The sequence below is a fragment of the Streptantibioticus ferralitis genome (assembly GCF_029223525.1).
GTDB classification, from domain to species: Bacteria; Actinomycetota; Actinomycetes; order Streptomycetales; family Streptomycetaceae; genus Streptantibioticus_A; species Streptantibioticus_A ferralitis.
Window position 1 is genome coordinate 339,147 of the sequence record NZ_JARHTQ010000001.1, and the last position, 24,589, is coordinate 363,735.

The window sequence follows — 24,589 nt, forward strand, 5'->3', positions numbered from 1 at the left end:
TCCTTTAATTCCGGTGAGAACTCTCTCAGACCGGCCGCGTGTCCCGGCCACCCATAGCGCCGTTCACTACGATGCCCGGCACGTTGTTCCACGCGGTGTCACGACCGACCGGCCGCCCCTCGTGGACATCCCCCAACAAAGGCGTAGGTAGTATCCCTACCCGTCCGTCGACCCGTAAGTGATTGAGGTACTAGTCAGTGGAAGCGATCCTCCTGGTCGGCGGGAAGGGTTCCCGTCTGCGCCCCGTCACGGAATACACGCCCAAGCCGATGGTTCCGACCGCCGGTGTCCCGTTCCTGGCGCACCAGCTCGCCAAGGCCCGGGCCGCGGGCGTCACCCACGTGGTGCTCGCCACCTCCTACCTGGCCGAGGTCTTCGAGCCGTACTTCGGTGACGGCGCGGACCTGGACCTGCGCATCACGTACATCCACGAGAACGAGCCGCTGGGCACCGGTGGCGCGATCCGCAACGCGGCCGACGCGCTGACCTGCGGCCCCGACGAGCCGGTGCTGATCTTCAACGGTGACATCCTCACCGGCCTGGACATCGCCGGTCTGGTCGACAGCCACCGTGCGGCCGGAGCCGATGTCTCGCTGCACCTGACCCGGGTCGAGGACCCCAGCGCCTTCGGCCTGGTCCCCACCGACGAGACCGGGCGGGTGCTGGCGTTCACAGAGAAGCCGCAGCGCCCCGAGGAGATCGTCACCGACCAGGTCAACGCCGGTTGCTACGTCTTCCGCCGCTCGGTGATCGACACCATCCCGGCGGGCCGGGTGGTCTCCGTGGAGCGCGAGACCTTCCCCGGGCTGCTGGAGTCCGGTGCGCATCTGCACGGTGTGGTCGACCAGACGTACTGGCTGGACCTCGGCCGTCCGGCCGCGCTGATCCAGGCCTCCGCGGATCTGGTCCGCGGCGTCGTACGGTCCCCCGCGCTGCCCGGGAAGACCGGTGAGTACCTGGTGCTGCCGGGAGCCACCGTGGAGGACGGTGCGAAGCTGTCCGGTGGAACTGTCGTGGGCGCCGGTTCGTTCATCGCGGCGGACGCGGTGGTCGAGGGCTCCATCGTGCTGGACGGCGCCCGTGTCGAGGCCGGTGCTCAGGTGCGTGCCTCCTTCGTGGGCGCCGGTGCCCGTGTCGGCTCGCGTACCGTACTGGACAACGCCGTGATCGGAGACCGGGCCGAGGTCGGCGAGGACAACGAACTGCAGGGCGGAGCGCGAGTGTGGTGCCACTCGACGCTTCCCGACGCCGCGATCCGCTTCTCTCCGAAGCCCTGAGGTCGCGGCCCGATAGAGAAGACCACTCAATGACGACGACGACCCCCCAGGCAGTCCCGACCACCGCCGCGCTGCGTCGGCCGGTACAGCTCCCGCCGGAGTGGAGCGGCATCCCGCTGACCGTGGTGATGCCCACGTACAACGAGGCCGAGAACCTGCCCGGGATGGCCGAGAAGCTGATGGCGCTCGACCTGCCGGGACTGCGGCTGCTCGTGGTGGACGACAACAGCCCCGACGGCACCGGCGAGGTCGCCGAGCGGCTGGCCGAGCAGTACAACGAACCGGACCGCACCCGCATCTCGGTGCTGCACCGCACCGCCAAGGACGGCCTCGGCCGCGCCTACGCGGCGGGCATGGACCAGGCGGTCGCGGACGGCGCGCAGTACGTGCTGCAGATGGACGCCGACGGCAGCCACCCGGTCGAGTACGTTCCGCAGATGCTGGGTACGGCGCTGGCCACCGGCGCCGGGTTCGTCGTCGGCAGCCGCTATGTCTGCGGCGGTCGGCTCGCGGAGGAGTGGGGCCTGCACCGCAAGCTGCTCTCCCGCTGGGCCAACGCCTATGTGAGCACGGTGCTGCGCACCGGGCTGCGCGATGTGACCGCGGGCTTCGCCATGTGGCGGGCCGACACGGTCACCGAGATGCGGCTGTCCGAGGTGCGCAGCAACGGCTACAGCTTCCAGGTGGAGCTCAAGTACCAGGCGGTGCGTGCCGGTTACACGGGTGTCGAGATCCCGATCCACTTCGAGGAGCGGCAGATCGGCGCCTCCAAGATGACCATGGCCGTGCAGCTCGAGTCGGCGGTCCTGCCCTGGCGTCTGCGACTGGACTCTTCGCGTGCCCGCCGCGGCTGAGCACGCCACGGCGGGGCCGGGCAGACCGACCGGGCGCATAGCGCGCCTGGGCCGGTCTGCCCGGACGCGCTGGCAGGACACCAGCCTGCTGGAGAAGGCGGTGGCCGCCGCCGCACTGCTGGTCGTCGTACTGCTCGCGCTGATGGTGGTGAAGCTGCCGTGGGCGGGCGATCTCGGAATCCACGCCGCCACCGTCGAGCGGCTCCGGCATGACCTCGGCAATCCGGGCGATCCGCTGGTCAAGGCGGACGTCAACAGCCCGTACTACTCGCCGTGGATGCTGTTCCTGGCGCTGGTCGCGAAGGTCAGCGGAGCGACCACGTTCCACGTCCTGCATCTCGCCGCCGCCATCAACCTCGTTCTACTGATCACCGGTATCCGGCAGTTCGTCCGTACGCTCACCACGCGGCCGGCCGCGGTGCCGCTGGCGATCCTGTGCGTCACGCTGCTGTACGGCTGGGAGCTGTTCACCTGGAGCGGCTTCCCCGGGGCCACCTCGCTGGCGCTGTGCATCGCCTACCCCAGTACGTTCGCGCTGGGAGTGGCGTTCCACCTGTGGGCGCTGCTGCGTACCGCGCTGTCCAGGGACTGGGGATGGCTGCCGTACCTCGGGCTCGGCGCGCTGCTGGCGGTGGTACTGCTCAGCCACCAGTTCACCGGTGTGGTGACCGTGCTGGGGCTGCTGGCGATACTGCTCGGCGCGCGGCCCTGGCCGGGCCGTGCGGTGTGGTTGCGGATCGCCGCGGCCGTGGCGCTGTCGCTGGTGATCGTGCTGGCCTGGCCGTACTACTCGTTCTTCTCCCTGCTCAGTGTCGGCGGCCTGGAGGAGATCCACCGGCCGCTCTACGACCACCTGGTCTCGCGGTTCGGCCTGCTGTCGCTGGGGATCGTGGCACTGGCGCTGCGGTTCCGGCGGGACCGGCGCGATCCGCTGGCGCTGTTCTTCGCCTTCGGCGCGCTGGTGTACGCGCTCGGCGGGCTGACCCAGCACTGGTCGTACGGCAGGGTGCTGCCCGCGCTGTTCGTCTCCGCCCAGGTCGCCCTGGCGGTCGAGCTGGCGGGCGAGTCCGGGCGCCGGGTACGCCGGGTCCTGGTGCCGGTGACCGCCGTGGCGCTGCTGGTCGGCTGCTGGTCGCAGGCGGGGGCGCTCAGCTACGTGATGTCCACGCGCTCGATCCCGGTGGTGCGCAGCGCCCCGACCCAGCATGAGTGGGGCGGCTACGAGTGGATCACGCCGTATGTGAAGTACGGCGACGTGATCATGACGAAGGACTACTTCGCGCTGCGGCAGAGCCCGGCGTACGGCCCGTACACCGTCGAGCCCGGTTACCCGGACTTCTTCCTCAAGGACGAGGCGCAGCGGACGAAGGACACCAAGGCGTTCTTCGCCAGGAACACCTCGCGCGACGAGCGGTTGAGGTTGCTGCGCAAGTACGACGTGCGGTGGGTGATCCAGTTCCGTAGCGACGGGGGCTTCGCGCCCGGCGACCCCGCGCTCCGGGCGGTGGCCTCCGGCCCGGATGGCGAGAAGCTGCTGAAGGTGGTCTGAGGGGGTTTTGGGGGCTCCGCCTCCAAACCCCCTTTGGGGCTTCGCCCCTGGACCCGCTCGTGGCTGTGCCCCCGATTCCCGAGCAGGGAGCGGGGGCACAGCCATCGGTGGGGGTCCGGGGGCGAAGCCCCCGGATGAACGCCCTACTTCGCCAGACCTCGGACGAGGCCGGTGACCTTGCGTAGGCCCGGGCCCGCCACGCGGGCGATCGCGGGGAGGTGCGGCTCGGCCTTCGCCAGCAGACCCGCGCGTTCCCAGCGGACCTGGATGCGGCCCGCGCCATGGCCCTCGGGCTCGACCGTCACCGTGTGCTCCGCCATGCCGCGGTGGTAGGCGATCCGCTTGCTGAGCTTCGGGAACTCCAGCGGCGCCAGCAGCAGGCTGGTGTTGTGCTGGCGGTGCTGGGTGATGGCGAGCACCGGGTGACGTACCCCGGCGAAGCCGTGCGGCGGCAGCGGGACCGTGGACAGGTCGATGGTGACCGTGCCCTCGAACAGGCCGGGTCGGACCGGGTCCAGCCGGAAGGACGCGCTCAACCGCTTGGTCGTGGGCGCCAGATGCACGGTGGCCACCACCGGCGCCATCGGCAGCTGGTTGCCCGGGTCGTAGGTGCGCACGTCCAGCGTGATGCGCGAGCCCGACTCGGGTGCGACGCGCGTGATCTCGTGCCGCAGCAGCGCGTTCTTGAACGGACGGGTCCGCAGGTCGAGGTCGGCGACCTCCAGCTCGCGCGCGGACTCCGGGTCGGCCGGGACCACCGAGCCCCAGTAGACACGCCCGGCGCCGTCCTCGGTCACCTCGCGCGGCGCCGCCTCGCGGCCCATGCCGCGCGAGGCCGACTGCGCCTCCTCGTACCGGCCGTCGCGCACCAGCTGGATGACGACGCGCTGGTCGCGCGGCAGACGGCGGAACGCCTCGGGGGCGAGCGTCTCCAGGTACGGGGAGACCTCGTCGGCGAACTGCTTGATCCACTCATGGCCGCGGTACGGCAGGTCGCCGGTGTACATCCGCAGGTCGTGCTTGAGGAACTTGAAGTCCTTGTCGGCCTTGATGCCCTGGTGACCGCTCTCCACGAGGAAGTCGTCGATCAGCCGGGCGACGTTGATCCGGTCGCGGACGTTCTCGATCCGGTGGCGCTGGTTGGAGATGGACAGCGCGCCCACGGCCTCGTACGGCGAGATGTACCAGCGGTAGCACGGGTCCGGCACGATCGTGAAGGCCCGCGCCAGGCAGTACGCCTGGGCCGAGAACAGCTGGTCCTCGTAGTGGATGCCCTCGGGGAAGCGCAGTGTGTGCCGGTCGATGAACTCCCGGCGGTACATCTTGTTGGTCGACAGATGCTCGAACAGCACCCCGGGGTGCTCCTCGATGCCGCGCACCGTGCGCTTGCCGGTGAACAGGTGCGGGTGCCAGTACGAGACGGAACCGGTGTCGGTGCGCACCCGCTCCACGGCGCCCATCGCGAAGTCGACGGTGTCGTCGGAGCGCAGCTCGTCCAGCAGGATCTCGCAGGCGCGCTCCGGCAGTTCGTCGTCGCTGTCGAGGAACATCAGGAACGGCGCCTTGGCGATACCGATCGCCGAGTTGCGCGGGGCGCTGCAACCGCCGCTGTTCTGCGGCAGGCGGTTGTAGACGATGCGGTCGTCCTGCGCCGCCAACGCACGGGCCACCTCGGGGGTGTGGTCCGTCGAGTGGTCGTCGCTGATGATGATCTCGATGTTGCGCAGCGTCTGACGGCGCAACGACTCCACCGCACGCGGCAGTCGGTCGGCGTCGTTGTAGACGATCACCGTGACGGTGACGTCGGGGGCCGTCGGGGCCATGGGTCCTCCGGTAGGAACTTCCTCGGCTGGCGGTCCGGGGGTGGTCCCCCGGGAAAATCCTGTGGCGAAGCCGTCCGGCTCGGAACCGCTCACCGTGCGGGCAGTACGAGTTCGGCGGCGAGCTCGGGCGCGGGCGCCGGGGTGCGCTGCTCCAGCGGTATCACCGGCGGTACGTTCGCCTGCCCGAGGAAGACATGGCGCACCACCCGCTCGGCGGCGTGGCCGTCGTCGAAGTCGCAGAACCTCCGGCGGAACTCGGCCCGCTTGGCGGTCGCGTGCTCATCGCGCCAGCCGCCGTCCAGGAACAGCCGCTCCATCTCCTGCTGGGTACGGCCGACCGCGCCGGGCGAGAGCTCGGTGAGGTCGAAGTAGACACCGCGGGTGACCGAGTAGGTCTCCCAGTCGTCCGCGAAGACCACTATCGGCCGGTCCAGGTTGGCGTAGTCGAACATCACCGAGGAGTAGTCGGTGATCAACGCGTCGGAGGCCAGGCCGAGTTCCTCCACCGAGTCGTACCGGGAGACGTCGATGATCAGGCCGCGCCGGTGCAACTCCTCCAGCGGGGACAGGCCCCGGTCGTAGAAGTAGTGGCCGCGCACCAGCAGGACGAAGTCCTCGCCGAGGTTGCGGGCCATCCGCTCCAGATCGAGCCGCGGCGTCCAGGCGGCCTCGTAGTCGCGGTGCGTCGGCGCGTACAGCAGCGCCTTGCGGCCCGGGGCGATGCCCAGCCGCTCGCGGATGCGCAGTACGTCCTCGGCGGTCGCGGTGTAGTAGACGTCGTTGCGCGGGTAGCCGTAGTCGAGCGAGGTGAACGGCACCGGGTAGGCGCGCTCCCAGGTCTCGGTCGAATGCGAGTTGGCCGAAACGCTGTAGTCCCAGCGGGCGCAGCGCTCCAGCAGTGCTTCGTAGTCGACACCGCGCGAGGTGGCCGGGAACGGGATCTGGTCGGTGCCCATCCGCTTCAGCGGGGTGCCGTGGTGGGTCTGTACGTGGATCTGGCCGGGCCGCTTGGTCACCGAGTCGGGGAAGTTGACGTTGTTGACCAGGTACTTGGCGCGCGCCATGACGCTCCAGTAGCGGCGGCTGCCCGGCACCACGTAGTCGACACCGGCCGGCACCAGCGGCACGTCCGCCCGCCGCACCACCCACACCTGCCGGATGTTCGGGGCGAGTTCGGCGAGCTTGGCCGAGATCGCCGCCGGGCTGCAGGTGACGCCGCGGTCCCAGTACGCGGAGAAGACCGCGAGGTCCTCCTCGATGGGGTGCCGCAGCTGCTCGCGGTAGGCGCTCTCCTTGGCCAGGTCAACGGCCTTGCGCTTGGCCTTGACTGCGAGCGTACGGACGGTACGGCGCTTGCGGTTGGCGGACTGCAGGGCGCGGTAGCCGGAGTAGGAGTTGCGCTCCAGCATGGCGTGCCGCACACCGTTGAGGTTCGACGGGCGCTGGTAGCCGTGCGGCTTGTAGCGCAGGAAGTGCTCGGAGGCGCGGTGGAAGAACGCCGCCTGCTCCCGCTCGTCCGGGCCGGGCAGGGTGAGCACCTTCAGATAGCGGCGGATCATGCCGCTGAAGACGATGGCCCGGTGCTCGGGCAGCACCGAGCGGCGGCCCAGCAGCTCCCACAGCGCGTCGTACTGCTCGAAGAGGTTGAACTGGCCGCGCTCGCGGACCGGCGTCTCGGGCTCGCGGCGGCGCAGGCAGACCTTGTCGAGTATGGCGATCCGGTCGGCGGCCAGCAGGCTGCCGATGGCGGGCAGCACCTCGGCGTACTCGTCCTTGTCGAACAGCTCGCGGTGCGCCTCGTAGAAGTCGGCGCGCAGCACGCGGTTGCTGACCGTGGGGGTCAGGTGCAGCGTCTCGGGCTGCTGGTAGACGGAGAAGACCTCGCGCCCCGGCGCGATGAACAGCCGACCGTCACCACTGGCGATCGCGTCGTTCCACCAGTGCGAGCGGACGTGGTCGAAGACGACCACGTCCGGTTCACCGGTCCCGGCGATCCGCTGGGCCAGCGCGCTGAGCGAGCCCTCGGTGAGGCAGTCCCGGCCGTCGATGAAGAGAAGGTAGTCACCCTTCGCCTGCTTCGCCGCGATTTCCCGCGCGGCGCCGGTGGGCAGCGGCTTGGGCAGGTGGACGGCGTGTACGCGGTCGTCCCGCTCGGCGTACTCGTCGACGATGGCTCTCGTGGCATCGGTCGAACCGTTGTCCACGGCGATGACCTCGACCCCCTCGGCGGGCAGGGCGAGGGCGCTGTCGAGGCACTCCCGGAGGTAGCCCTGGGCGTCGAGGGCGGTGACGATGACGCTGAACGTTGTCATGGAGTGACGGTTCCTGGTGGGCGCGGCGGGTATGAGGCGGCGGTGAGATCTGGGTGAATTTTTAGCTCTGAAATCCTACGGTAGGTAGTCCATGCCCCGCACATGTGTGTGCCCGGGCTTATCACGGACCGGCCACACCCTACGGGAGCCGCCCCTTAGGGTGTCTGCCATGACGTGGATGATTACAGGCGGTGCGGGGTACATCGGCGCGCATGTGGCGCGGGCCATGGCGGAGGCCGGGGAGCCGGTCGTCGTCCTGGACGACCTGTCCACCGGCTTCCCCGAGCGGCTGCCGCGGGAGATCCCGCTGGTGACCGGTTCCACACTGGACCGGGACGTACTGGACCGCACCATCGCGGAACACGGCGTGACCGGGGTGGTCCACCTCGCCGCGAAGAAGCAGGTGGCGGAGTCCGTCGAGCAGCCGCTGATGTACTACCGCGAGAACATCCACGGCCTGGAGGTCCTGCTCGGCGCCTGCGCGGCGGCCGGGGTCAGGCACTTCGTCTTCTCCTCCTCCGCCGCCGTCTACGGGATGCCGGATGTGGACCTCGTCACGGAGGACACCCCCTGCGTGCCGATCAACCCGTACGGCGAGACCAAGCTGGCCGGCGAGTGGCTGGTACGGGCGGCCGGGGCCGCGTACGGCATGGGCACGACCTGTCTGCGGTACTTCAACGTGGCCGGGGCCGCCCGCCCGGAACTGGCCGATGTGGGCGTGTTCAACCTGGTCCCGATGGTCTTCGAGAAACTGGACGCGGGGGCGCCGCCGATGGTCTTCGGCGCCGACTACCCGACCCCCGACGGCACCTGCGTCCGTGACTTCATCCACGTCCAGGACATCGCCTCCGCCCACCTCGCCGCCGCGCGCCGCCTCGCGGCCGGGGCGAGCGGCGACCTGACGGTGAACATCGGGCGCGGCGAGGGGGTGTCGGTCAGCGAGATGGTGGAACGCATCTGCGCCGTCACCGGACACCACGACGTAGAGCCGAAGGTCATGGACCGGCGCCCCGGCGACCCCGCCCGCGTGGTGGCGTCGGCGGACCGGATCAGCAGGGAACTGGACTGGTCGGCGCGGTACGACGTGGAGGAAATGATCGCCTCCGCATGGTCCGGCTGGCGCCTGCGCCGGGACGCCTCCCACGGGGTCGCCTCCCGCTGAGGGTTCGCTCGCTACCGGGGTGGCCGGGTCCGCCGCGCCGCTGGCGGGCTCGGCTGCGTTGCGGCGGTCCTTCGGGCGGTCGCGCCCGTGCGGCGGGTCTCCCGACCGGGTTGCGGTCGTCTCCACACCCGCCGGTCCACACCGTCATGGTTGCTCGCCGTCGCGGCGGAGAAGAATCCGGTCCCTGGCGGACCTCGTCGTAGCGGCCGAATCCCATCCGGCGAACCACGTCGTTGGGAACCTCGTCCCCGGCAACGCCTTCGCGTGGAAGGAAGCGCCGCCGTCGCAGCGTGAAAACCCTCCGCCGCGACGGCGAACAACCACGACGCCGGACTCCGGCGGTGCCGAACCCGCCGCGAGTGGGGCGGGGCGCGGGGCGGGCCGCAGCCCCACCCGAAACCCCGCCGGGAGGGCCTACCGCTTGAGGCGGCGTTGGAGTACCGACCAGGCGCCGCGCAGGCCGGGGGCGATTCGGAGCGCCATTGCGCCGTCGACCGTGGCGTAGGGCTGGACGAGGAGGGCGCCACCGTGCCGGCTGGGCACCATTGTGCGCCGTAGGCCGCCCTTGACCGCCTGCGCGGCGGTCAAGGTCTGCTCGCCGTCCGCGAAGTGCACGACCAGTCGTAGGTCCCGTACCGCAAGTTCGCCGCCGGCGAGCGCGGCCAGATCGACCGGCACCTCGGCCGTCCAGGCCGACTCCAACGCGCTGAGCCCGGTGGTGCTGGAGGTGATGGTGCGGCCGGTGTGGCGGTCGGTCCACTCGACGTCGACCGCCACCGGACGGGCGGCAGCGACCCGCCCGTACAGGTCGTACAGCCGCAGCCGCAGCGTGCTGCGCAGCGCACCGGTGGCCAGCAACGCCTCGGCGGCCAGCGGGAGTTCACCGACCGGGCGCTCCACCAGGTCGCCAAGGGCGACCTGCGGCAGCTCCGCGCTCCACACCTCCCCTCGCGGGTACGGCGGCAGCAACCGCGCGGGCCGGGCGGCCAGCCCGGCCAGCCTGGGCAGATCACGCGGTTCCGGCGCGGCCAGCACGACCTGGGCGATGATCCGCGCCGGGGCCGGGGCGGCGGCCAGGTCGCCCTCCTCGAAACCGCCGAGGTACTCCCGAGCCAACCGCCACCACTCACGGCGGTACTCGGCGCCGCGTCCGCCCAGTTCGCGTACGTACATCCGCACCGAGCGGTCGAGGAAACTCGCGCGGGCCGCGCGGGCCAGCGTCTTCTCCCCCGCTTCGGTGTGGATCGCGACCACCTGGCGGTGCGCTTCGATACGGGAGCGCCAGTTGTCGATCCCGGCGCGGTCAAGGGAGATCGACAACCGCTTGGCGGCGCGCCGCACATGCCACACGTACACGGTGTCGGGTACCAGGGCGACGCGCGGAGCGGCGGCCAGCACGCGGGCGGTGAAGACGAAGTCCTCGTAGATGAAACGGCCTTCGGGGAAGGCGATGGCGTGCTCGCGCAGGAATTCCGTGCGGTAGAGCTTGTTGACGCACAAGGTGTCGTCCACCAGGCGCGGTTCGGCGTCCGGGCGCTCGATCACGGCCGACGTCGCGTAGAGCTCCGGGCGCCAGCGGGTCTCGCGCCCCTCGGGCAGTTCACGGCGTACGCACTGGCCCGCGGTGACGTCCGCGTGAGTCATGCGGGCGGCGGCGAGCAGTGCGTCGACGGCGCCCGGCGGCAGTACGTCGTCGCTGTCCAGGAACATCAGATACGGGGAGGTGGCGGCGCGCACGCCGTCGTTGCGGGGGGTGCCGCAGCCACCGCTGTTCTCGGTCCGCCGCAGCACGCGCAGCCGGGGCTCGTCGGCGGCCAGCCGCTCCAGCACGTCACCCGTGCCGTCCGACGAGCAGTCGTCCACGGCGATCACCTCGGCGACGGCCGGGCCCTGGGCGAGCGAGGAGCGCACCGCGTCGCTGATGTACGCGGCGTCGTTGTAGCCGATCACCACGACGGTCACGGCGCCGCCACTGGACGTTTCGCTGGTCGTCATGCCCTAGACCGTACAGCGGCGCGAAGCGCCCCGATTGAGGGCGGTGGCGGGCGACGGGCGGGAGTACAGCGGCGCGAAGCGCCCCGATCGAGGGTGGTGGCGGGCGACGGGCGGGAGTACAGCGGCGCGCAGCGCCTACAGATACAGCGGTGGGCGCCGGTCCCCTTGTGGGGATCTCGGCGCCCACCGCTGTTGTGCGGCTCCCGGAATGGTCCTGGGTCAGCTCCGGTACACGTGCATACCGGGGATGGTCAGGGTGCCGCCGAACTGCCCGGCCTGGGTCACCGTGCAGTTGCTGAAGATGGCCAGCGGGACGTTGATCGGCGGCGGGCTCTGCGGGCTGAAGGTGACCGGGATCAGCCCGAAGAGGTTGCCGGAGATCTTCTCGGTGTACATGGTCACCGTGCCGTTGCGGATGGTCGACGTACTGCCGTCGCGCGCCTGCACGTTGTAGTGCGCGCCGAGCGACGCCTCCGTGATCTGGTGGAGGTTCTTGATGTCGACACCGGAGGAGGTGAACTTCAGGACGTCCTTGACGGTGCCATTGGCCGTCTTGACCTTCACGATGCCCTTGTAGTCCAGCCCCATCAGGGTCAGCAGATCCGTCTTGAGGATCCACGGCTGGTTCGGCAGCAGCGACGGCGTCTGCTCAAGTCCCGCCTCCGCCAGCGCCTTGGCGTTGTACGTCGGACACGGGAACGGCTGCGGGCCGGTGGACGACGACGGCGAGGGGGCGGTGGACGGGCTGTCCGACGGCGACGCCGAGGGCGCCGCGGACTTGGCCGCGTTGGCGGCGTTGTCCACGGTGCTCTTGACGGCACCGGTCGCCCCCTGGACCGTCCCGCCGCCCGAGCCCGCCGAGCCGTTGGCCGTGGGGCTGCTGCTCGGCGTGGGCGTGGCGCTGGGGGTGGGCGTCGCGGTGGGCGCCGACGTGGAACCGGACCCGGTGACGCCGCCCAGCAGACCCTTGAGGGCGTTGCCCACACCCAGCGGATCCAGGGGGTTCTGCGACTGGGTGGCCGACGGGGGCGGACTGGCGGCCGGCTGCGGCGCGTTGCCCGGCTTGGTGCCCTGGGTGGTGGCGCCGTGCGTCGGGCCGGCGGTCGGCTGACTGCTCTTGGATGTGTCGGCCTTCGGCGTGGCCGAAGCGCTGGCCGACGGCGACGGTGTGGCGGACGGCGACGCGGAGGGCGAGCTGTCCGGCGACGGGCTGTCGGACTGGCTGACGCAGTGGTCACCGCTGAACGGGTTCTTCGGCAGTTCGTCGGCCTGCGCGAGCCGGGGTGTCAGCCCCATGCCCATCAGGACGGCGGTGGGCATCGCGGCCAGGGCGATGGCCTTGCCGACGGGGGCACGGTTGAGCAGCGACCTACGCGGAGCCGCGTGGCGCGGCCCCGTTCTGGCACGAGGAGCGCTGCTCTCCTTCTCGGGTTGAGCCTCGTCACCCCGCACGGTTCCTCCCGTTCGTTGTCTCGTCGTCCAACCCGTTGCCGGAGAGCACGGGTCCGGCGATGACCGGCTCGGGTTCCGCTTCGGCGCCGGGCTGCGTCGGCGGCACACCGGGCGCCCACGCTACGGACAGGCCGCCGCCGATCAGGGCTAGCAGGAAGCCCATGAGGAAGCCGCCGAAGTTGGAGACCACCAGCGACACCAGGCCCAGCAGGATGGCGGCCACACCGGCGAAGACCCGGGCCGTCGACTGGAACCACATGGTGAAGCCGAGCACCACCAGCAGCACGCCGATGATCAGCGAGCCGGAACCGGCGGTGGTGGCCATCCGAACGGTCAACTGGCCGACGGTGAGGTTGGCATAGGGGAAGTACATGATCGGCAGTCCGCCCAGCAGCGTCAGCAGGCCCGCCCAAAAGGGGCGTTGGCCACGCCACGTACGGAAGGACCGGCGCCAACTGCCGATTCGGTCACGCAGTCCTCGCGACTCGGCGCTCATTGAAAACAGCTCCCTGCGACCGGCGATCGGTGAATCGATGGGGATGGCCGAGCGAGGGACAGCGGACCGTCCCCCACTCGCCCTTCTCAGTGCGAGTGCGTCAGTAGCACTCTTGGTCGCCCTTGAGGACGTGCATGGACAGGCCACTGAGCTTGAAGGTGCCCGCGCTGGTGGCCCAAGCGGTCTGCTTGACGCCGGTGAGCGTCGCAGAGTCGGCTTCCTGGGCGAAGCCGCCCGGGTCCGCGTGCTCGCCGCCGCCCTTCATGCCGGGGCCCTTGGTGCTGTCCCCGGCGGCGACGCCGATGTTGATGTTGTTGAACTGGGCGTCGGCGTTCAGGTTGTCCAGGTCGATGTAGAGGTTCTTCGCCTCGACCGCGGTCCCGTTACCACCCGCCTGCAGCTTCATCGTCACATCGCCGACCAGCGGGATGCCCGGAATGACCACGGACTGGCACATACCGGTGATGCTGGCGCTCTTGAACGACGAGACGGCGATGGGGATGTTCTTCCCACCGTGCTGGACGTCGTAGGCGCCGTACTGCAGGAAGCCGGTGCCCTCAAGCTTGTTGGCGCTGACCTTGAACTGCTGGCCGGAGACGCTGAACGACGCGGCGAGCGCGCCCTGCGCCAGCGCGACGCCGATCGCGGCGGTGGCCGCGACGCTCGGCACCATGACGACGGCGAACCGCTTCCATCTGGTACCGCCACGAGTCTGCTCTGACTGCATGACATTCCTCCTTCTCGGACGTACATCTCCGGTCCGGATCGACAGAGGATCCTGACCTGGGATGGGAGAAGTGCTACGTCCTCGGGAAGGAGAGCGCCGTCATCGGCGGCCGTCGCGTGCAGGCGGACGACGCGTCCGAAGTATCGGCGATCACCCCCGAGCGACAACCACTGGCCACGCTCTCGCGCAACCTTGCGGACAGGCCCTGCCCGGGTGAGGCGGGGACCCCCCTGTCCAAGAGCGGCGGCGGGTGGCCGCGCGCCCTGCTCGGTGGGGAATCCTTCACATGGCGCCGACTGGCTGCCGGGCTGTGTGACGGACCGAGCGTGCGCCTGATCGTGGTCCATTCGCGGCCGGGGCACAAGGCCTTTCATTACCAGCGAGTAACGCCGAGATATCCGCGGTGCGACCGAGCAGCATAGTGCAGACACGGAGAGTGTCCGAGGGGCGGTCGCCAGAGCCCGACATGAAGGGGCATAGCGGGACAGAAAAACTCGCTTGACTTACTAGGGGTAATGGCAGCCGCCTTTCATCAAGATTTGATAAAGGCGGCTACCGATCGCTATCCCACCCCGGCCCCTAGTGGCGCGGGGTGCCCGGACGTTGACGCCCGGTCATCAACTGCCGATGTCCGGTCAGAACAGCACGCGGGCCAGTGCGGCGCGCGCCGACACCACCCGCGGCTCCTCGGCGCCGACCACGTCGAACAGTTCGAGCAGATGGAGCCGGGCGCGCTCCCGGTCCTCACCCACGGTGCGCTTGACGGTGTCCACCAGCCGCCCGAAGGCGTCCTCGACATGGCCACCGACCAGGTCGAGATCGGCCGCCGCGATCTGGGCCTCCGGGTCGGCGGGGCTGTCGGCCGCCGCCTTCCGTACCGCCTGCGGGTCCGCGTCCTGCACCCGGCGCAGCAACTCGGCCTGCGCCAGCGCCAACTTGGCCTCGATGTTGCCCGGGTCACCGGACAGCACGTTCTTGTACGCCTGGATGGCGCCGCCCAGGTCACCGCGGTCCAGCGCGTCATGGCCGGCGGCCAGCGCCGGGTCGATCGGCGGCTCGTGCTCGGCGGCCGGAGCGGCGCCCTCGACCGGGATACCGGTGATGCCGAAGCGCTGCTCGGCCACCGCGATCAGTTGGTCGAACACCTCGCGGATCTGCGCCTCCGGCGCCGCGCCCTGGAACAGCGGCATCATCTGGCCGCCGATGACCGCGAAGACCGCGGGGATTCCCTGGACACCGAACTGCTGGAAGAGGAGCTGGTTGGCGTCGACGTCGATCTTGGCGAGCAGGATCCGGCCCGCGTACGACTCGGTGAGGCGCTCCAGCAGTGGACCGAGCTGCTTGCAGGGCTCGCACCACTCCGCCCAGAAGTCGATGACCACCGGGACCTCGTTGGAGCGCTCAAGCACATCGCGCTCGAAGGTCGCCTCGGTGACATCGATCACCAGCTGGGAGGGGGCGACGCCCTGGTCGTTCTGACCGGCTCCGCGGGCGGCCTGCTCCCGGCGGGCCTGCTCCGCCTTCTGCTTGGCCTCACCGGCCGCCTTCACCGCGGCGAGGTCGACCACGCCGCTCATGGACATGTTCCGTGGCTGCATGAGGCCAATCCTCCCCCCTCGCCGGGATAAGCGTGAACAGCCCCTGGATACCCCACCGGAATGCGGGATATCCGTAAACCGCTCACCTTGTTCGTCGCGTTTGCGTTATGCGCGGATCCCCACCCGCGCGCGTGGTTGTCGCTCTTTCGCTACGGGTCGTAGCGTAACTGGCCGGTACCCCGCCGCCGCAAGGGGGGACCGTGACTTTCACGTGATCTCCCTCACTGTCTACTTGGCGGTAGTGTCCGATGGGTGACCAGAACCGGACGCCCGCGCAGCGCGGAGACCGATCTGGCGATCCTGGAGGCGACCCGGGCCGCGCTGGTGGAGCTCGGCTGGGGCAAGCTCACGATGGGCGACGTCGCGGCGCGCGCCGGGGTCGCCAAGACCACGCTCTACCGTCGCTGGGCCAACAAGAACGAGTTGGTGCTCGACGCCGTCGCCGCGCTCTTCGACGAACTCCAACTGCCGGACAGGGGAAGCCTGTTGGCGGACGTCGAGGGTGTCGTCATGGAGTTCGCGGAGCTGCTGGAGCGGCCGGAGACCAAGACGGCGCTGATGGCGGTGATCGCCGAGTCCACGCATGACGAGGCGCTGCGGGTACGGATCCGCGAGGCCATCGTCGACCGGCAGAAACGCTTGGTCGTACTGGGGCGCCAGCGGGCCCAGGCCCGTGGCGAGCTGCCGCCGGACGTGCCGCCCGACGGCGGTCCGGACAGTCCGCTCGCCGAGCAGGCCGCCGCGCGCAACGCGGATCTGATCTTCGACGTGATCGCCGGGGCGGTAGTGCACCGCATTCTGGTCAGCGGCGAGCGGGTGGACTTCGCCTGGGCACGTATGTTTTCGGCCCTCCTGGTAGGCGGCCTCCCAGCGGCGATGGCCGTCGCCGCACGGTAACGCCTGCGGCGGGCGGGGGTGCGGTATCGCCTGCGGCGGGCGGAGGTACGCGCAGTTGCGGCGAGCCCCGGCGCGGTAACGCCCGCGGCAGGCGGAGGTACGCGCAGTTGCGGCGAGCCCCGGCGCGGTAACGCCCGCGGCAGGCGGAGGTACGCGCAGTTGCGGCGAGCCCCGGCGCGGTAACGCCCGCGGCGGGCGGGCGGGTTGCGATTGGGTTGCGGCGGGATCGACAGCGCCGAGCCACGCCGTTGTGGTTGCTCGCCATCGCGGCGGAGATCTTGTTTGCCGTCGCTGTGACGGCACTCACATCCCGCCGCGACGGCGAGCAACAACGACGCTCCAGACCGGCGGTCGTCGACTACCGCAGCCCAGGACCCCGACCGCCGACGCCCAACCAGCCGCAACCGGCCCGCTCCGCCCCCGATCCGCCGTGCCGGAACCGGCGCGAACGCCCCGCGATCCGGCCCGCCCCGGGCCGTAGGTGACCGGAACCCGCCGTACCGGCCCTAAAAGCGCGCCGGTTCCGTGTAGCTGCCCCACAGGTCGCGCAAGGCGTCGCAAATCTCGCCCAGTGTCGCCTCGGCGCGAACCGCGTCCAGCATGGGCGCGATCATGTTGCCGTCCCCGCGCGCTGCGGCCACCATGGCCGCCAGCGCGGAGCGCACCGCCGCGTCGTCGCGTGCGGCCTTGCGCGCCGCGAGGACGCGGACCTGTTCGCGCTCCACCTCATGGCTGACCCGAAGGATCTCCAGGTCCCCGGTGACCGATCCGCTGTGGCAGTTGACGCCGACCACTCGCTTGTCGCCCTTCTCCAGGGCCTGTTGGTACTGGAAGGCGGACTCGGCGATCTCGCCGGTGAAGAAGCCGTCCTCGATACCGCGCAGGATGCCGGAGGTGATGGGCCCGATGTGGTGCTCCCCGGTCGGCACGGCGCGGGCGCCGAGCTCCTTGATCTTGTCGAAGATCCGTTCCGCATCGGCCTCGATGCGGTCGGTCAGCGCCTCGACGTACCACGAACCGCCCAGCGGGTCCGCCACGTTGGCGACGCCGGTCTCCTCCATCAGCACCTGCTGGGTGCGCAGCGCGATCTCCGCGGCCTGTTCGCTGGGCAGCGCGAGGGTCTCGTCCAACGCGTTCGTGTGCAGCGAGTTGGTGCCGCCGAGCACCGCGGCCAGCGCCTCCACCGCGGTCCGCACCACGTTGTTGTACGGCTGCTGCGCGGTGAGCGAGACACCCGCCGTCTGGGTGTGGAACCGCAGCCACTGCGCCTTGTCGGACGTGGCGCCGTACACGTCCCGCATCCAGCGGGCCCAGATGCGGCGCGCCGCGCGGAACTTGGCGATCTCCTCGAAGAAGTCGACATGCGCGTCGAAGAAGAAGGACAGTCCGGGGGCGAAGGAGTTCACGTCCAGGCCGCGGGACAGGCCCAGTTCCACGTAACCGAAGCCGTCGGCGAGGGTGTAGGCGAGTTCCTGCGCGGCCGTCGCCCCGGCTTCGCGGATGTGGTACCCGGAGACCGAGAGCGGCTTGTACGCGGGGATACCGGCCGCGCAGTGCTCCATCAGGTCGCCGATCAGCCGCAGGTGCGGCTCGGGTGAGAACAGCCACTCCTTCTGGGCGATGTACTCCTTGAAGATGTCGGTCTGCAGGGTGCCGTTCAGGACCGAGGGGTCGACGCCCTGGCGTTCGGCGGCGACCAGGTACATGCAGAAGACCGGGACCGCGGGGCCGCTGATGGTCATCGAGGTGGTGACGTCGCCGAGCGGGATGTCCCTGAAGAGGATCTCCATGTCGGCGGCGGAGTCGATGGCGACGCCGCAGTGCCCGACCTCGCCCAGCGAGCGCGGGTCGTCGGAGTCGCGGCCCATCAGGGTCGGCATGTCGAAGGCGACCGACAGGCCGCCGCCACCGGCGGCCAGGATCATCTTGTAGCGCTCGTTGGTCTGCTCGGCGTTGCCGAAGCCCGCGAACTGGCGGATGGTCCAGGTCCGGCCGCGGTAGCCGGTCGGATGCAGGCCCCGGGTGAACGGGTACTCACCGGGCCAGCCGATCCGTTCGAACCCGGGCACCACGGCGCCCGTCGGCGGCCCGTACACCGGGTCCACGGGGTCCCCGGACAGCGTGCTGAAGTCGGCCTCGCGCTTCTTGGCCTGGTCGTAGCGGGCCTGCCAGCGACGGCGGCCTTCCGCAATGGCTTCGGCGTCCATGAGGCAAATTTACTTGGACGTCCTACTAATTGTCGATGGCTAACGCTCCCTGACTGGCAGGGAGCGTGTCGTCAGGCCTGGACCGGCTCCGCGACAGCCTCGAACTGCGGCTCCAGCTCGCGGGTGATCCGGCGCTCGACAAAGAACGCGGCGGTCGGGATGGTCCCGGCGAGCAGCATCCACAGCATCTTGCCGAACGGCATCTTGGCCTTGCTGCCCAGGTCGAAGGCGAGCACCAGGTAGATCACATAGAGCCAGCCGTGCGCGATACCCACGATGCTGACGAACCCGGTCGCCCCGCTGACGTTGAGCAGGTACTTCGCGACGCAGCCGATCGTCAGCAGGATCAAAAGGACACCGGTCACATACGCCATCACGCGGTACCGGGTCAGGACACTCCGCTTCATGACAGACGAGCGTACGCGGCCCTGGAAGCGATCTTTCCGCCAGCCCCACCCGGCGGCGCGGAGCGTTCGCGACTCACTCCTGCGTGAAGTCACCCGCCGCTATCCGCAGCGGCCGCAGCAGCGCGAAGATCTCCCCGCACTCGTGCGCACCGTAGGTACCCAGCCCGAAGTCCATCGCCATCAGGTCGCGGGTGGCGGCCTCGACGACCTCGCGGCCCTTGTCGGTGACGGAGGCGAGCGTGCCGCGCCCGTCGTTGGGGTTGGGGCGCTTGTCCACCAGTCCGGAACGCACCAGCCGGTCCACGGTGTTGGTGACCGAGGTCGGGTGGACCATCAGCCGTTCACCGATCTTGGACATGGGGAGTTCCCCGGCCTTGCTGAAGGTGAGCAGCACCAGCGCCTCGTAGCGGGCGAAGGTCAGCCCGTACGGCTTGACGACCGCGTCGACCTGACCGAGCAGAATTTGCTGGGCACGCATGATCGAGGTGATGGCGGCCATGGAAGGCACCGAACCCCACCTTTGCTGCCACAGTTCGTCGGCACGTGCGATGGGGTCGAAGGGCAGGCTCAACGGCTTTGGCACGCCCAGAGCCTACCCGGCGGCCACATGGCGGTCAGGTCCGTTCCGCGATCCGGGACGGACGGCTACCGTGCGAGATGCCGCTCGACCGTTTCGACCTTGCCGGTGAGCGCGTCGGTCACGCCCGGCCGGATGTCGGCCTTGAGCACCAGGGAGACCCGCGGGGCGCGGGCCTCCACCGCGGCGACGGCGCGCTTGACGACGTCCATCACCTCGTCCCACTCGCCCTCGATCGAGGTGAACATGGCGTCGGTACGGTTCGGCAGCCCGGACTCGCGGACCACCCGTACCGCGTCCGCGACGTACTCGCCGACGTCCTCGCCGACGCCGAGCGGGGTGACGGAGAAGGCGACGATCACGCGTTGATCACGCCTTCCTTGCGGGCCCTGGTGGCGATCACTCCGGCCTCCTCCTCCTTCTTGATCATGCGGTCACCGAAGAAGCCGCCGGTCGGAAGGACGGAGAGCAGGAAGAACAGGCCGACCCGGCCGCGCGTCCACTTGGCCTTGCTCCACACATCGGCGAGGAAGACCAGGTAGAGGATGAACAGCACGCCGTGGATCATGCCCAGCGGCATCACCAGGTTGATGCTGGAGACCCGGCTGAGCACCGAGCCGAGAAGCAGCAGCGCGAGGAAGGAGATGGCCTCGGCGATCGAGATGATGCGCAGGCGGCGCATGGCGGCGGCGGTCTTCACGTCCACGAGGTACCTCGTCTGGAAGCTGGGGCAGTGGTCCGGTCGATCTTGTGAACGGGGGTTCCCCATGCCGAAGGCCAGGGGCGCACAAGCTCAGCCATTGTCGCAGTCCGGTACCAGCCCGCCCGACAGGGGTCGGCTGTCGCCGCCCGCCACTAGCATCGTCCCGGAAAGTGATCTACGGCCCACGGGGGACGACCCAATGAAGCACGACTGGAACCGCCGCACCTGCGCCCGGCGCGGCCACATCACGTACGCGCCGCAGGAGCGGACGCTGCGCGAGCGGCTGCAGGCGACGACCGCCGCGGGCGAGGCGTGGCGCTGCCTGCGCTGCGGCGACTTCGCCCTGGGCGCGCCGCACGGCTCCGGTCCGGCGGACCAGGCACCGCAGGTGCTGCGCGGGCGGGCGCTGCGGGACCTGTTCATCCTGCGGCTGCTGGCCTTCGAGCGGGCGGTGCGCGGGGTGTTCATCGTGCTGGCCGCGGCGGCGGTGTGGAAGTTCAGCAACTCGCAGACGGCCGTGCACCAGTTCTTCGAGCAGAACCTGACCGTCATGCGGCCGGTCGCCCAGCACTTCGGTTACGACGTCGACCACTCCCCCATCGTCGACACCATCCGCAAGACCTTCGACTACAAGCACTCGACGCTGGTCATCGTGGCGGCCGCGCTGCTCGCCTACGCGCTGATCGAGCTGGTCGAGGGCGTGGGGCTGTGGTTCGCCAAGCGCTGGGCGGAGTATCTGACGGTGGTGGCCACCGCCGCGTTCCTGCCGCTGGAGATCTACGAGCTGGCCGACAAGGTCAGCGGCCTCAAGATCGCCACACTGGCCCTCAACGTCATCGCGGTGCTCTACATCGCCTTCGCCAAGCGGTTGTTCGGGCTGCGCGGCGGCGCCAGGGCCTTCGAGGCTGAGCGGCGCGGCGCCTCGCTGCTTGAGGTCGAGCAGGCCGCGGGGACGGTCGGCGAGCCCGGAGCGGCCGGTGCGCAGGGCGCGGCGATGGCTTGATCGACCATGCTCCGGGACAGCCGGCACGGCTTCGGATTGTGAGGAGTGGCCTGCGGAGTGTAATGTCGAACAATTGTCGGCATGATCACTTACCGGTACGCCATTTATTCAAAATTCAACTTAATTGGGTAGACTGGACGCTATGGAGACCGAGAACGGCGCCCGCTGGCTCAGCGACGAGGAACAGCGCACCTGGCGGACCCACCTTGAGGTGTCGCGGCTGCTCACGTACCAGCTCGAACGGGATCTGCAGCCATTCGACCTGACCTACAACGACTACGAGATCCTGGTCAACCTCTCCGAGGCCGAAGACCACCAGATGCGGATGAGCGACCTGGCGCGCGCCACGCTCCAGTCCAAGAGCCGTCTGTCGCACCAGATCACCCGGATGGAGAACGCCGGGCTGGTCCGGCGGGAGAACTGCGAGTCCGACCGCCGCGGACTGTTCGCGGTGCTCACCGACTTCGGCTGGGAGACCATGAAGCGGGTGGCACCGCATCATGTCGCCGCGGTGCGCGAGCACTTCATCGACCTGCTGTCGGCTGATGGGCTCATGGCGTTGCAGGAGGCGTTGGAGCCGGTCGCCAAGCATCTGCGCGCCACGCGCGGGCGGGGTTGACCGCCCGCCCCCGCACGCGTTGCGAACGTTCCCGCCCGCCCGTTGACCGTGACGGGCAGGCGGCATGGGAACCGGGACCTACGACCCGTTCGTCAGGCCCTCGATGAGCTCGTCGGCCGCCGTGTAGGGGTCCGTCTCCCCGGAGATGATCCGCTCGGCCAGCGCGTCCAGTCGGCGGTCGCCGTGCAGGTCGCCGATTCGCCGGCGCAAGGCCGTGACCGCGATGTGCTCCACCTCGAGCGCGGCCCGCCGCCGTCGCCGGTCCGCCAGGACCCCCCGCTCCTCCATCCAGGCCCGGTGCTTCTCCAGCGCCTCGACCACCTCGTCGATGCCCTCACCGCGCGCGGCGACGGTCTTGACGATGGGCGGCCGCCAGTCGCCGGGCCCGCGGGCCTCGCCCAGACCCAGCATGTGGTTCAGCTCCCGCGCCGTCGCGTCCGCGCCGTCCCGGTCGGCCTTGTTGACCACGTAGACATCGCCGATCTCCAGGATTCCGGCCTTGGCCGCCTGGATGCCGTCGCCCATTCCGGGCGCGAGCAGCACCACCGAGGTGTCCGCCTGTGCGGCGATCTCGACCTCGGACTGGCCGACGCCGACCGTCTCCACGAGGATCACCTCGCAGCCCGCCGCGTCCAGCACCCGGATCGCCTGCGGCGCGGCCCAGGCCAGGCCGCCGAGATGGCCGCGGGTCGCCATGGAGCGGATGTAGACACCGGGGTCGGAGGCGTGGTCCGACATCCGGACCCGGTCGCCCAGCAGCGCGCCGCCGGAGAACGGCGAGGACGGGTCCACCGCCAGCACCCCGACCCGCTTGCCGCGCTTGCGGTACGCGGTCACCAGCGCCGACGTCGAGGTGGACTTGCCGACGCCCGGCGACCCGGTGAGCCCGACCACGTACGCGCCGCCGGTCAGCGGCGCGAGCGCGGCCATCACCTCGCGCAGTTGCGGGGACGCCCCCTCCACCAGTGAGATCAGCCGGGCCACAGCGCGCGGCCTACCGTCGCGCGCCTGCTCGACCAGCGTGGGGACGTCCGCCATCGGTGCTCCGTTCCTGAAAGGGACTGGCCGCTTACTTGGCCGGTACGTGGATGATCAGCGCGTCGCCCTGACCACCGCCGCCGCACAGTGCCGCCGCGCCGGTCCCGCCGCCGCGCCGCTTGAGCTCCAGCGCGAGATGCAGCACCAGACGCGCACCGGACATCCCGATGGGGTGGCCGAGCGCGATGGCGCCGCCGTTGACGTTCACCGTTTCGACGGAAACGCCCAGGTCCTTCATTGACTGCACGGCGACGGCCGCGAACGCCTCGTTGATCTCGATCAGATCGAGGTCGTCAACCGTCAGCCCGGCCTTGGTCAGCGCGTGCTTGATCGCGTTGGACGGCTGCGACTGCAGCGAGTTGTCGGGACCCGCCACGTTGCCGTGCGCGCCGATCTCGGCGATCCAGTCCAGGCCCAGCTCCTGCGCCTTGGCCTTGCTCATCACGACCACGGCGGCGGCGCCGTCGGAGATCTGCGAGGCGGAGCCCGCGGTGATGGTGCCGTCCTTGCTGAACGCCGGGCGCAACTTGCCGAGCGATTCGGTGGTGGTCTCGGCGCGGATGCCCTCGTCCTTGCTGAAGACGACGGGCTCACCCTTGCGCTGCGGGATCTCCACCGGAGTGATCTCGGCCTCGAACAGGCCGTTCTTCTGGGCGGCCGCGGCCCGCTGGTGGGAGAGGGCGGCGATCTCGTCCTGCTCGGCACGACCGATGCCCAGGCGGGTGTTGTGCTTCTCGGTCGACTCGCCCATCGGGATGTTCTCCCACGGGTCGGTCAGACCGTCGTACGCCATCGCGTCGAGCATCTCGACGGCGCCGTACTTGAAGCCCTCACGGGACTTCGGCAGCAGGTGCGGGGCGTTGGTCATGGACTCCTGGCCGCCGGCGACCACGATGTCGAACTCGCCGGCGCGGATGAGCTGGTCGGCCAGCGCGATCGCGTCGAGGCCGGAGAGGCAGACCTTGTTGATGGTGAGCGCGGGAACGCTCATCGGGATCCCGGCCTTCACCGCGGCCTGCCGGGCCGGGATCTGGCCCGTGCCCGCCTGCAGCACCTGGCCCATGATCACGTACTCGACCTGGTCGCCGCCGATGCCCGCCCGGTCCAGCGCCGCCTTGATGGCGAGACCGCCGAGATCCGATCCGGAGAAGCTGCGCAGGGATCCGAGGAGACGGCCCATGGGTGTCCGCGCACCGGCGACGATCACGGACGTACCTGACTGGCTGGTCATGGCGCTGACCCCTTTGCGATGGGGAGTTAACGAGGGTTAAGGCCAATGTACTTACGGGTAGGACGCCGGTCACCGGCGATTCGATGTGATCGCGCGCACGTTGCGTGATCGCGCGTGTGAGCGGTGCACTGGAGCCATGCTGACGCGTATCGACCACATCGGGATCGCCTGCTTCGACCTCGACAAGACCGTCGAGTTCTACCGTGCCACGTACGGCTTCGAGGTGTTCCACACCGAGGTCAACGAGGAGCAGGGCGTTCGCGAGGCCATGTTGAAGATCAACGAGACCTCCGACGGCGGCGCCTCCTACCTCCAGTTGCTGGAGCCGACCCGCGAGGACTCCGCGGTCGGCAAGTGGCTGGCCAAGAACGGCGAGGGCGTCCACCACATCGCCTTCGGCACCGCGGACGTGGACGGGGATGCCAGTGACATCCGCCAGAAGGGCGTGCGCGTCCTCTATGATCAGCCCCGCACCGGATCCATGGGATCCCGGATCACCTTCCTGCACCCCAAGGACTGCCACGGGGTCCTCACCGAGCTGGTGACATCGGCCCAGGACCCCGCCGAAGATCACTGACCGGTCGGGCCACCGCCCAGGTTCACTGACCGGGAGGGTCCCGCCCCGGTACTGTGTCCCCCGGGGCTGGGTGCCGGGGGACGGG

Annotated in this window: 22 protein-coding genes; 8 read left to right on the forward strand and 14 right to left on the reverse strand. The window is 69.9% G+C overall.

From position 1 onward, the window contains the following. The first annotated feature begins 197 nt into the window (after positions 1-197). The 3 genes from manB to P2L57_RS01555 are packed head-to-tail and all read left to right on the forward strand — an operon-like array spanning position 198 to position 3,680. Positions 198-1,277 carry a mannose-1-phosphate guanylyltransferase gene (manB, locus tag P2L57_RS01545; RefSeq protein ID WP_275806891.1) on the forward strand — a complete coding sequence of 360 codons (1,080 nt, stop codon included), beginning with the start codon at positions 198-200 and terminating at the stop codon, positions 1,275-1,277. A gap of 29 nt (positions 1,278-1,306) precedes the next feature. Further along, positions 1,307-2,131, forward strand: a complete 825-nt coding sequence (locus P2L57_RS01550; protein WP_275806894.1) for a polyprenol monophosphomannose synthase — start codon at positions 1,307-1,309, stop codon at positions 2,129-2,131. After that, entirely contained in the window at positions 2,115-3,680 is a 1,566-nt protein-coding gene (locus P2L57_RS01555) for a putative glycosyltransferase family protein (RefSeq protein WP_308292421.1), read from the forward strand. Before P2L57_RS01550 ends, P2L57_RS01555 begins: the two co-directional genes overlap by 17 nt. Before the next feature lie 143 nt (positions 3,681-3,823). On the opposite strand, the gene P2L57_RS01560 is transcribed toward P2L57_RS01555, so the two are convergent. Then, complete coding sequence (locus P2L57_RS01560) at positions 3,824-5,503, reverse strand: glycosyltransferase family 2 protein (protein WP_275806897.1); 1,680 nt, start codon at positions 5,501-5,503, stop codon at positions 3,824-3,826. A gap of 89 nt (positions 5,504-5,592) precedes the next feature. Beyond that, positions 5,593-7,815 carry a bifunctional glycosyltransferase family 2 protein/CDP-glycerol:glycerophosphate glycerophosphotransferase gene (locus P2L57_RS01565; protein ID WP_275806899.1) on the reverse strand — a complete coding sequence of 741 codons (2,223 nt, stop codon included), beginning with the start codon at positions 7,813-7,815 and terminating at the stop codon, positions 5,593-5,595. Positions 7,816-7,984: 169 nt separating this feature from the next. Between P2L57_RS01565 and galE the strand changes: the two genes are divergently transcribed. Beyond that, positions 7,985-8,977 (forward strand): UDP-glucose 4-epimerase GalE, encoded by a 993-nt coding sequence (galE, locus tag P2L57_RS01570; protein WP_275806902.1) that lies wholly within the window; start codon positions 7,985-7,987, stop codon positions 8,975-8,977. A 414-nt stretch (positions 8,978-9,391) separates the two neighbouring features. Here the strand turns inward: galE and P2L57_RS01575 are convergent, their stop codons facing one another. From P2L57_RS01575 to P2L57_RS01595, 5 genes are all read right to left on the reverse strand, one after another. Then, positions 9,392-10,972: a glycosyltransferase family 2 protein gene (locus tag P2L57_RS01575; RefSeq protein WP_275806905.1), complete on the reverse strand. Its 1,581-nt coding sequence runs from the start codon at positions 10,970-10,972 to the stop codon at positions 9,392-9,394. A 219-nt stretch (positions 10,973-11,191) separates the two neighbouring features. Continuing rightward, a complete protein-coding gene (locus P2L57_RS01580; protein WP_275806908.1) occupies positions 11,192-12,424 on the reverse strand; it encodes a hypothetical protein in 1,233 nt (410 codons plus the stop codon). Continuing rightward, positions 12,414-12,920 (reverse strand): DUF6114 domain-containing protein, encoded by a 507-nt coding sequence (locus P2L57_RS01585; protein WP_275806911.1) that lies wholly within the window; start codon positions 12,918-12,920, stop codon positions 12,414-12,416. Before P2L57_RS01585 ends, P2L57_RS01580 begins: the two co-directional genes overlap by 11 nt. Positions 12,921-13,020: 100 nt before the next feature. Further along, entirely contained in the window at positions 13,021-13,647 is a 627-nt protein-coding gene (locus tag P2L57_RS01590) for a DUF6230 family protein (protein WP_275806914.1), read from the reverse strand. Between the two features lie 635 nt (positions 13,648-14,282). Then, on the reverse strand, positions 14,283-15,245 hold the full coding sequence (locus tag P2L57_RS01595) for a tetratricopeptide repeat protein (RefSeq protein ID WP_275806917.1): 963 nt from the start codon (positions 15,243-15,245) through the stop codon (positions 14,283-14,285). 252 nt (positions 15,246-15,497) lie between these two features. Between P2L57_RS01595 and P2L57_RS01600 the strand changes: the two genes are divergently transcribed. Then, positions 15,498-16,142, forward strand: a complete 645-nt coding sequence (locus tag P2L57_RS01600) for a TetR/AcrR family transcriptional regulator (RefSeq protein ID WP_275806919.1) — start codon at positions 15,498-15,500, stop codon at positions 16,140-16,142. A 506-nt stretch (positions 16,143-16,648) separates the two neighbouring features. Here the strand turns inward: P2L57_RS01600 and icmA are convergent. The 5 genes from icmA to P2L57_RS01625 all read right to left on the reverse strand — a co-directional run bounded on the left by icmA (position 16,649) and on the right by P2L57_RS01625 (position 20,039). Further along, positions 16,649-18,349 (reverse strand): coenzyme B12-dependent isobutyryl-CoA mutase large subunit, encoded by a 1,701-nt coding sequence (gene icmA, locus P2L57_RS01605; protein WP_275806922.1) that lies wholly within the window; start codon positions 18,347-18,349, stop codon positions 16,649-16,651. Between the two features lie 71 nt (positions 18,350-18,420). After that, on the reverse strand, positions 18,421-18,756 hold the full coding sequence (locus P2L57_RS01610; RefSeq protein ID WP_275806924.1) for a DUF3817 domain-containing protein: 336 nt from the start codon (positions 18,754-18,756) through the stop codon (positions 18,421-18,423). A 73-nt stretch (positions 18,757-18,829) separates the two neighbouring features. Continuing rightward, positions 18,830-19,339 carry a MarR family winged helix-turn-helix transcriptional regulator gene (locus P2L57_RS01615; protein ID WP_275806928.1) on the reverse strand — a complete coding sequence of 170 codons (510 nt, stop codon included), beginning with the start codon at positions 19,337-19,339 and terminating at the stop codon, positions 18,830-18,832. A 62-nt stretch (positions 19,340-19,401) separates the two neighbouring features. Next, positions 19,402-19,695, reverse strand: a complete 294-nt coding sequence (locus tag P2L57_RS01620; RefSeq protein WP_275806931.1) for an MTH1187 family thiamine-binding protein — start codon at positions 19,693-19,695, stop codon at positions 19,402-19,404. Further along, positions 19,692-20,039 carry a DUF3817 domain-containing protein gene (locus P2L57_RS01625; RefSeq protein WP_275806934.1) on the reverse strand — a complete coding sequence of 116 codons (348 nt, stop codon included), beginning with the start codon at positions 20,037-20,039 and terminating at the stop codon, positions 19,692-19,694. The genes P2L57_RS01620 and P2L57_RS01625 overlap by 4 nt, the downstream gene beginning before the upstream one ends. A 196-nt stretch (positions 20,040-20,235) precedes the next feature. On the opposite strand from P2L57_RS01625, the gene P2L57_RS01630 reads away from it, so the two are divergent. Continuing rightward, positions 20,236-21,039, forward strand: coding sequence for a DUF2127 domain-containing protein (locus tag P2L57_RS01630; RefSeq protein ID WP_275806937.1), 804 nt, complete (start codon positions 20,236-20,238; stop codon positions 21,037-21,039). A gap of 142 nt (positions 21,040-21,181) precedes the next feature. Then, positions 21,182-21,658, forward strand: a complete 477-nt coding sequence (locus tag P2L57_RS01635) for a MarR family winged helix-turn-helix transcriptional regulator (RefSeq protein ID WP_275806940.1) — start codon at positions 21,182-21,184, stop codon at positions 21,656-21,658. Between the two features lie 78 nt (positions 21,659-21,736). Here the strand turns inward: P2L57_RS01635 and meaB are convergent, their stop codons facing one another. Both meaB and P2L57_RS01645 read right to left on the reverse strand, forming a co-directional pair. After that, positions 21,737-22,696 carry a methylmalonyl Co-A mutase-associated GTPase MeaB gene (gene meaB / locus P2L57_RS01640; RefSeq protein ID WP_275806943.1) on the reverse strand — a complete coding sequence of 320 codons (960 nt, stop codon included), beginning with the start codon at positions 22,694-22,696 and terminating at the stop codon, positions 21,737-21,739. 31 nt (positions 22,697-22,727) lie between these two features. After that, positions 22,728-23,903, reverse strand: coding sequence for an acetyl-CoA C-acetyltransferase (locus P2L57_RS01645; RefSeq protein WP_275807596.1), 1,176 nt, complete (start codon positions 23,901-23,903; stop codon positions 22,728-22,730). A 160-nt stretch (positions 23,904-24,063) separates the two neighbouring features. On the opposite strand from P2L57_RS01645, the gene mce reads away from it, so the two are divergent. Beyond that, positions 24,064-24,504, forward strand: a complete 441-nt coding sequence (gene mce / locus P2L57_RS01650; RefSeq protein WP_275806946.1) for a methylmalonyl-CoA epimerase — start codon at positions 24,064-24,066, stop codon at positions 24,502-24,504. Positions 24,505-24,589 lie beyond the last annotated feature (85 nt).